The 6,617-nt window shown below is 51.5% G+C and carries 9 protein-coding genes; 7 read left to right on the plus strand and 2 right to left on the minus strand.

Going from position 1 to position 6,617, the window contains the following annotated elements:
- Positions 1-172: 172 nt before the first annotated feature.
- Both VJ464_23900 and VJ464_23905 read right to left on the minus strand, forming a co-directional pair.
- A complete protein-coding gene (locus VJ464_23900) occupies positions 173-517 on the minus strand; it encodes a type II toxin-antitoxin system PemK/MazF family toxin (protein ID HKQ08190.1) in 345 nt (114 codons plus the stop codon).
- Between the two features lie 7 nt (positions 518-524).
- Positions 525-722: a hypothetical protein gene (locus tag VJ464_23905; GenBank protein HKQ08191.1), complete on the minus strand. Its 198-nt coding sequence runs from the start codon at positions 720-722 to the stop codon at positions 525-527.
- A gap of 267 nt (positions 723-989) precedes the next feature.
- On the opposite strand from VJ464_23905, the gene VJ464_23910 reads away from it, so the two are divergent.
- The 7 genes from VJ464_23910 to VJ464_23940 all read left to right on the plus strand — a co-directional run bounded on the left by VJ464_23910 (position 990) and on the right by VJ464_23940 (position 6,187).
- Complete coding sequence (locus VJ464_23910; GenBank protein HKQ08192.1) at positions 990-1,205, plus strand: hypothetical protein; 216 nt, start codon at positions 990-992, stop codon at positions 1,203-1,205.
- Entirely contained in the window at positions 1,192-1,584 is a 393-nt protein-coding gene (locus VJ464_23915) for a retroviral-like aspartic protease family protein (protein HKQ08193.1), read from the plus strand. Before VJ464_23910 ends, VJ464_23915 begins: the two co-directional genes overlap by 14 nt.
- 229 nt (positions 1,585-1,813) lie before the next feature.
- Positions 1,814-2,302: a hypothetical protein gene (locus VJ464_23920; protein ID HKQ08194.1), complete on the plus strand. Its 489-nt coding sequence runs from the start codon at positions 1,814-1,816 to the stop codon at positions 2,300-2,302.
- A 168-nt stretch (positions 2,303-2,470) separates the two neighbouring features.
- Entirely contained in the window at positions 2,471-3,121 is a 651-nt protein-coding gene (locus tag VJ464_23925; GenBank protein HKQ08195.1) for a carboxypeptidase-like regulatory domain-containing protein, read from the plus strand.
- 282 nt (positions 3,122-3,403) lie between these two features.
- Positions 3,404-4,537 (plus strand): hypothetical protein, encoded by a 1,134-nt coding sequence (locus VJ464_23930; protein ID HKQ08196.1) that lies wholly within the window; start codon positions 3,404-3,406, stop codon positions 4,535-4,537.
- Positions 4,538-4,700: 163 nt separating this feature from the next.
- Entirely contained in the window at positions 4,701-5,324 is a 624-nt protein-coding gene (locus VJ464_23935; GenBank protein ID HKQ08197.1) for a hypothetical protein, read from the plus strand.
- 173 nt (positions 5,325-5,497) lie between these two features.
- Positions 5,498-6,187: an HNH endonuclease gene (locus VJ464_23940; GenBank protein HKQ08198.1), complete on the plus strand. Its 690-nt coding sequence runs from the start codon at positions 5,498-5,500 to the stop codon at positions 6,185-6,187.
- The last annotated feature ends 430 nt before the right edge of the window (positions 6,188-6,617 follow it).

Raw genomic sequence — 6,617 nt, forward strand, 5'->3', positions numbered from 1 at the left:
ACGAGGGCGGGAGGCCGACGGTTTTGAGGGGGTTGAGGTTACAGGCGACGCCCAACAAGCGCATGCACCGGAGCGCGGCGAGCGCGTTTCTCGTCATTGGTCAAGTGCGACACGCCGCGCCCGGTGATGCGTGACGTTAGATGCCAGCGGGATGCACCTCTGACCTCGAAGCTCAGGAATATTCAATAACTGCTGCAACAGCAAGCACAATCTCTTCAAGGATAGCTGGTGTAACTTCTCCTAGCTTCTTGATGAATCTTTGCCGATCCATCCCACGAAGTTGCAGCGCGTCTACAGCAGACACTTTCGATAAGCCATTTCGTGAATCAGGATCGATGCGAACGTGCCAGACGTTGGAAGCAAAATAATCTTTCCAATCCGTGACCGGAGCAACTAACTTGATTGGCAAGCGGCCAACCGCATCAGAACTGATTACAACAGCAGGGCGCTTCTTCTTGATCTCAGCCCCAATTGTCGGATCGAAGTTGACAAGCCACACCTCACCGCGTCTAGGCATTGATGGGCTAGTACTCGACAATGTCACCACCTTGCCAGGGTTCGCGAGCGAGTTGCTCTAATTCTGATTCGTAATGCTCCACAATCTGGTCGGCCTGTTGTGCGAGGATTTTTCGGCGCTCGTCCATAGGCAATTTCAAGAAGGCGCGGCGTCGGGCCAGCGCCGGTGTCATGTCTAGGTCTAAGAATTCCTCTTGGCTAATCATGGTATTGCTCCCTGGCAAGGAGTGTACGATACTTGGCGGGAAGAGGCCAAGTGCATAGGTAGTTTGCAGGCTATGAGCGTCTATTACTAAACGGAGAGAGGTCGTACTGGGCAAAATGGCATCTAACAAGGCGTTGCAGCGGAGGCCGCGAAGCAAGTCTCTCATCAGTCTCGGAGTGCTTCACGCGGCCCCGCTGAACGCGGGCGTTAGACGGTCATAAACACCATGTGCTAAATTCATTGCGTAGCCAGGGAAGGAAAGTATTGCATGAAAATCACTTCGTTCGAAGGCATTGTAGAAAACGGGCGAATCCGCTTGCCCGCCGACCTGCACCTTCCTGAAAAAGCGAAAGTCTATGTTATCGTGCCCGATGTTGAAATACGACAAATAGCTACCGTTCATAGTCCTCGCTTAGCACACCCAGAACAAGCAGAAGATTTCAAGAAAGAGGTTTTTGAGGAAACCAGCAATGCCAGCTTATGACGCGAGCTTATTCAACCCACCGGCACCGCTGGCAAAAGTCACGCTCCGCAATCCAGATAATGGCAATAGCCTATCCGATGTACCGATGTTGGTTGACACAGGTGCGGATGTCACCTTGATACCACAATCGTCGGCTACCCAGCTTGGCCTAACCATAGATCCAGATTCTGGATATGAACTGATGGCATTTGATGGCAGCACGAGCGTGGCGCAAGTTGTTCAACTTGATTTGCTATTCCTTAGACGAGTGTTCAGAGGGCGATATCTACTGACCAATCAGGGGTATGGGATTTTAGGGCGGGACATTCTCAATCATGTAAGGATTGTATTGGATGGCCCTTATTTGAAATGGGAAGAAGAAAGACACTCTGAGCCGTAAAGACCGTCTAACAAGGCGTTGCAGCGGAGGCCGCGAAGCAAACGCTGATCGTTCTGCCATCTCCTCTCGCGGCCCCGCTGAACGCGAGCGTTAGGCGCTTGCCGGCGGGTTGCATAAACCTGACTGCCGGATGGTCGTAAACGGTTTCTTCGAGCGATATGCTTACCAGCAACGGCGCGAACGTCGTGCATGGCATATTCGCTGACTCAAGTATCCTCAAGGAGATAAAATGATGAAAAGAACTCTGTTGATGCTTCTCTCGTTGGTTTTGCTTTGCTCGCCTGTGACAAGCGGGTCGCAGGCAGGCTCCGACTCATATGTGGACGAAGCCTACCACGTCGAGCTTCATTACCCTAAAGAGTGGAAGAAGGTATCCGCAGCAATAGATCCTAATGAGTTCAGAGGGCCGGACGGATACTTCAAGATTTCCGCAACGTCAGGGCCGAGCCTGCGCAGCGAGGTCAACTCCCTGGTTTATTACAAGCTACGGCCTTACGGCACGCGGCCTACCATAAAGTACTTGCTGATCCAGAAGCAGCGGGCTTGCCTAATCCTGCCGTCCAGAGATCAATCCGATGAAGATGAGGGAGCCGCTTTGTTCGTCACCTATCCGCGCGCCGTAGAGATTAATGGGGAGAAATACGGCTACTTCGTTTTATTCGCCGACAAGCGCCACATCCAGGAGATCGCCCAGAGCGTAAGATTTTTCTATCGCTAGGGAGTGCATCGTTTCTCTCTGGAAGTACATCTGTGATTTTGTAGCGTGACCTTAGACGAGCCTGCTGGGAAAAACCACTTGGCGCTAACGCAGGCGGCCAATTCAGCTTGACCCAGGTGTTTCTTTCAAACGGAAACACCCCAACCCGACTCGATAAAGGAGGCTCCGATGATCAGTCAAAACATCGTTCGCTGTTTAACCCTTGCTATGGTTGTAGCGCTTGCCCTGTGCATTCCCTTGGCAATCGCCTACAGCTCTAATCAGAAGTCTGGCCAGCAAGCCGATGCCAGTTCTGTGAGTAGAAAAAAAGGCGACCCTATGTCCGGTGTTGATGTGTCCTTGGGAAAGAAGCCAAGTGGGACATCTATGGGCAACCAAAAGACGGATAAGGATGGGCGCTTCACCTTCGAGAATGTGCCGGTTGGGACATATCACCTGTCGTTCAACGCGCCGAAGCTATCCTCTACGATGGCCGGAAAGGTTGAATATCTAGTCGTTATTGAACAGGTGCAGGTCGGAGGGGGTGATGCTTCAACACAGAAGACTTACACTGAATCCAAGTCGAACACTGCCGCCCGCATTGCCGTCGCCAAACTTAAAGAAGGGGTTGATCTAACAGTAGGGCCGCAACCCCAGGAAGGAACGATTAACACCTCAAAGTCGAACATCAAAAACTCGCCCATGATTTCAGGAGATCAAGCGAGAAGGGCGGTCCCGCAAGGGATGACCATTCAGGGGAGAATCACGCTCGTCGAGATTGGGAAAGACCCCAAAGTAATAGACGAGCCGGGAGTCAAGCGACAAACCAAGATGCCGTGATATATACGAGTAGGCGAAAGTCGGAGAATAAAGTGCGGCTCACCCTTGCTGAAACGCGCCTAACAAGGCGTTGCAGCGGAGGCCACGAAGCGCGGTTCGAGTGGTTTCTTTCATTGCCGTTCGTGGCCCCGCTGATGCGTGTTCGTTAGGTGCGTATCGCATTTACACAATATGCCATGATCGATGTAGAAGAAATAGATCAGAGAGTACACAGCATCTGTCGATTTAAGGGAATTGATAAGGCTACTTTGAAGCAGAAAACTACCACTCAAGGAGGATACCATGGCTAAACTCAAGTTAAACTATCTAGCTGCTATTTCCCTCTTTCTCTTTGTAATGTTGAACTCGACCTCAGCAAGAGGACAGGGCAGCAACACTATTAACGGATGTTACAAAGAGAATGATGGTTCTCTCAGACGAGTTGAAGCTCCAACCGATTGCAAGAACAATGAGATTGCAATTAGCTGGAATATTGTAGGTCCGCCAGGGCCATCGGGGACAAATCACCGATCCGCGCTGAATCAGTGGTGGACAACTAAGCCGCATTACGATCTGGACTTGGGCACAACCACAGTTGGAAATAGACCCCGGCTACTTCAATCTGATGGGGCGGACATTTGGGTAGCCAATCATACGGCTCATACAATTTCACGCGTGCGTGCCAGTGACGGCAAACTCCTCGAAACCTGGACGGCAGCAACCGATGCTTGGGCTCCTATTGTCGCAATGGGCAGGGTTTTTGTGGCTGCCAGATCAAGTCCAAATGGAAATCTTTATATGATTGATCCAAGCCAACCGCCGGGGCCGGTCATAACTGTTACCAGCTCACTCGGGGCTAACCCTAGAGGGATAGCTTTCGACGGAGCACGAATTTGGACAGCTAATGAAGGCAGTCCTGGCTCCGTTTCTATAGTTACTCCGGGACCAACTCTTCCCTGGTCTGTAACAACAATAGCGACAGGTTTAGTTGGCGTCCATGGCATCGTTTATGACGGATCGAACATCTGGGTTACAGACGCTACGACACTAAAGAAGCTCGACTCAAATGGGAATATCCTTTTAACCGTAAACGTGGGCAGCAACCCAGAAGCGCCGGCATTTGACGGGCAAAATATCTTTGTCCCGAATCAATCATCAAACACAGTTACGGTGATTAACGCTGCCGCCGGCACTGTGGTGGCCACATTGAGCGGCAATGGCTTGAATGGTCCATTCGCGGTAGCCTTTGATGGCCAGAGGGTTCTGGTCACAAACCAAAGTGGAAGCAGCGTATCACTATGGAGGGTTTCGGATCTGACTCCGCTTGGCTCATTCTCTACAGGGCCAGGAACAAACCCTATAGGTGTTTGTAGTGACGGCATAAACTTTTGGATAGCGATTGATGGTCCTGTGCCCGGCAAGATAGCTCGCTTCTGATGTGATAGCAACCAATTCACGATCATGAACTACGCACCTAACAAGGTGTTGCAGCGGAGCGCGGGCAGCGCAGTTCTCATGGTTACTCGCAGCGCCGTTGCCCGCGCCCGCTGAACACCGGCGTTAGACCACTTTCCTCGTGCAGCTTGAAAAGCGAAGAATCATGAATAGGAAAACAACACTGCTGGCTTTGTATTTCTCTATTGCGATTTGCTTATTATATGGTTGTAACAGTACACAGGCTCCAGATAAGCAATCTACGAATGCCACACCCTCAAAAAGTAATGCCGCCTCTGCGGATTCCCAAAATGCTAATACATCGAACCACGAAGTGATTTACAAAGTGGGGCAATATCCCTCCAAACCTGATTGGATGACCCAGAAACAATGGGGAAGCTATATTGATTGGGAATCAAAACAGATTCATCAACAAGAGACTCCGGCACGAAGCGTCGAGGCTCAGATAAGAAAGGCTCTTAGTAATGTGCTGGGCCGTAATCAGATTAGAGTAGTAACAGTTGTGCCAGGTTCAGGAGCGGCGCGACCTATCGAAGGGCAAATTGCAATGGTCGATGTCTACTCAGACCAGAGCCGCGACCATGCACAAGAGAGAGCTGTTGCTACGTACCTATTGGTTCTTAATGCGGTGCCAAGCGTCAATCGAGTTCTTGTAACTGTCTATTTGCGGCAGGAGCAGAAAGGTTTTACGGATCATTCGCTCTATTCCATGCAAGTAGATAGAGGTGAGCGACCAGTGATTCTACAAGAATTTACACCGCTACGCTGAGGTTCTTAGAGAACCATACGCGGTCTAACAACGACATGCACCGGAGCCGCCGAAGCGCGGTTCTCAGGGTTACTGGCAATGCCGTTCGGCGGCCCGGTAATGTCGGGCGTTAGACCGCCATTGTAGCAGCTTAGTATTGCGAACACTGGGAAGCAGAAATACTATGCAGGAATATGCGCAACGAGATCATCTCTTACATGGAAATGTGCATGCGTGAGGGGCAAAGCCTACAGCGCGGAATGAACTACAGCGTCGGGGGCACTCACTCAGTTCTTCTGATGTCATTGCGCCCAGGCTCTCCTTATGACGATGCATTAACAGATGGCGGATCGACTCTGTTATATGAGGGCCATGATGTGCCTAGGAGTCTGCGGTTCGCACAGCCTAAGCTTTTGGATCAGCCAGAATACTTGCCATCTGGAAAGCTTAGTGAGAACGGAAAGTTCCATAAAGCCGCGCAGGAGTTCAAAGCTGGCAAAAGAGGGCCTGAAAGAGTTCGTGTCTATGAAAAGATCAAAGCAGGCATTTGGTCATACAATGGGATATTCCATTTAGTGGATTCATGGAAAGAGGACGCAGGAAAACGGAGAGTGTTCAAGTTTAAGTTAATAGCAGTGGAGGGCGAAGAAGATTTCTCTAAGCCTGCTTCGTCCGCTCCAGTCCGCGGCAGGCTGATCCCTTCTTCTGTGAAACTCCAGGTATGGATTAGAGATGGCGGTAAATGCACTGTATGTGAGTCTGATGAGGACTTACATTTTGACCATATAATCCCGTACTCTAAAGGTGGCTCGTCCGCAATGGCAGAAAACGTCCAGATATTATGTGCCAAGCATAATCTGGAAAAGAGCGACAACATTCAATAGCCGCGAGGCGGTCTAACAAGGCGTTGCAGCGGAGGCCACGAAGCGCGCTTCTCGTGCGTACTTGTGAGGCCGTTCGCGGCCCCGCTGAACGCGGGCGTTGGGCGCCTTCCCCGCCGTCGCTGACGAGCGTAGTCGTGCCGTTTGGCGGATGGCCTGAGTTGCCTTCAATGGGCTTTGATGCACGGCTCATCCCTGGTGTCAGCCACCAGGCGCAGCGGCGAGTTCGACGACAACCAGCAGCCAATGGCTGTCGGGAGGCCGCCCCTGATCTGACAGCGGATGGCAGCCAAAAGCCTTGCTGCGGTGCAAAGCGAGAGGTGGCGACAACGACAATGGCCAGGGCGCCAGCGGCAGGCGAGGTGAGCAAGCGCACAAGTCACGAGACGAACAGGAGCAGAGGCAACAAAGGGCGTGCAGCGGCGCTGTTTGG

It is taken from the genome of Blastocatellia bacterium, assembly GCA_035275065.1.
In the GTDB taxonomy this organism is placed as follows: domain Bacteria; phylum Acidobacteriota; class Blastocatellia; order UBA7656; family UBA7656; genus DATENM01.

Excerpts from the sequence above, each read along its gene's own strand:
- VJ464_23900 (HKQ08190.1), bottom strand. The coding sequence starts at position 517 with ATGCCTAGACGCGGTGAGGTGTGGCTTGTCAACTTCGATCCGACAATT.
- VJ464_23905 (HKQ08191.1), bottom strand. The coding sequence starts at position 722 with ATGATTAGCCAAGAGGAATTCTTAGACCTAGACATGACACCGGCGCTG.
- VJ464_23910 (HKQ08192.1), top strand. The coding sequence starts at position 990 with ATGAAAATCACTTCGTTCGAAGGCATTGTAGAAAACGGGCGAATCCGC.
- VJ464_23915 (HKQ08193.1), top strand. The coding sequence starts at position 1,192 with ATGCCAGCTTATGACGCGAGCTTATTCAACCCACCGGCACCGCTGGCA.
- VJ464_23920 (HKQ08194.1), top strand. The coding sequence starts at position 1,814 with ATGATGAAAAGAACTCTGTTGATGCTTCTCTCGTTGGTTTTGCTTTGC.
- VJ464_23925 (HKQ08195.1), top strand. The coding sequence starts at position 2,471 with ATGATCAGTCAAAACATCGTTCGCTGTTTAACCCTTGCTATGGTTGTA.
- VJ464_23930 (HKQ08196.1), top strand. The coding sequence starts at position 3,404 with ATGGCTAAACTCAAGTTAAACTATCTAGCTGCTATTTCCCTCTTTCTC.
- VJ464_23935 (HKQ08197.1), top strand. The coding sequence starts at position 4,701 with ATGAATAGGAAAACAACACTGCTGGCTTTGTATTTCTCTATTGCGATT.
- VJ464_23940 (HKQ08198.1), top strand. The coding sequence starts at position 5,498 with ATGCGCAACGAGATCATCTCTTACATGGAAATGTGCATGCGTGAGGGG.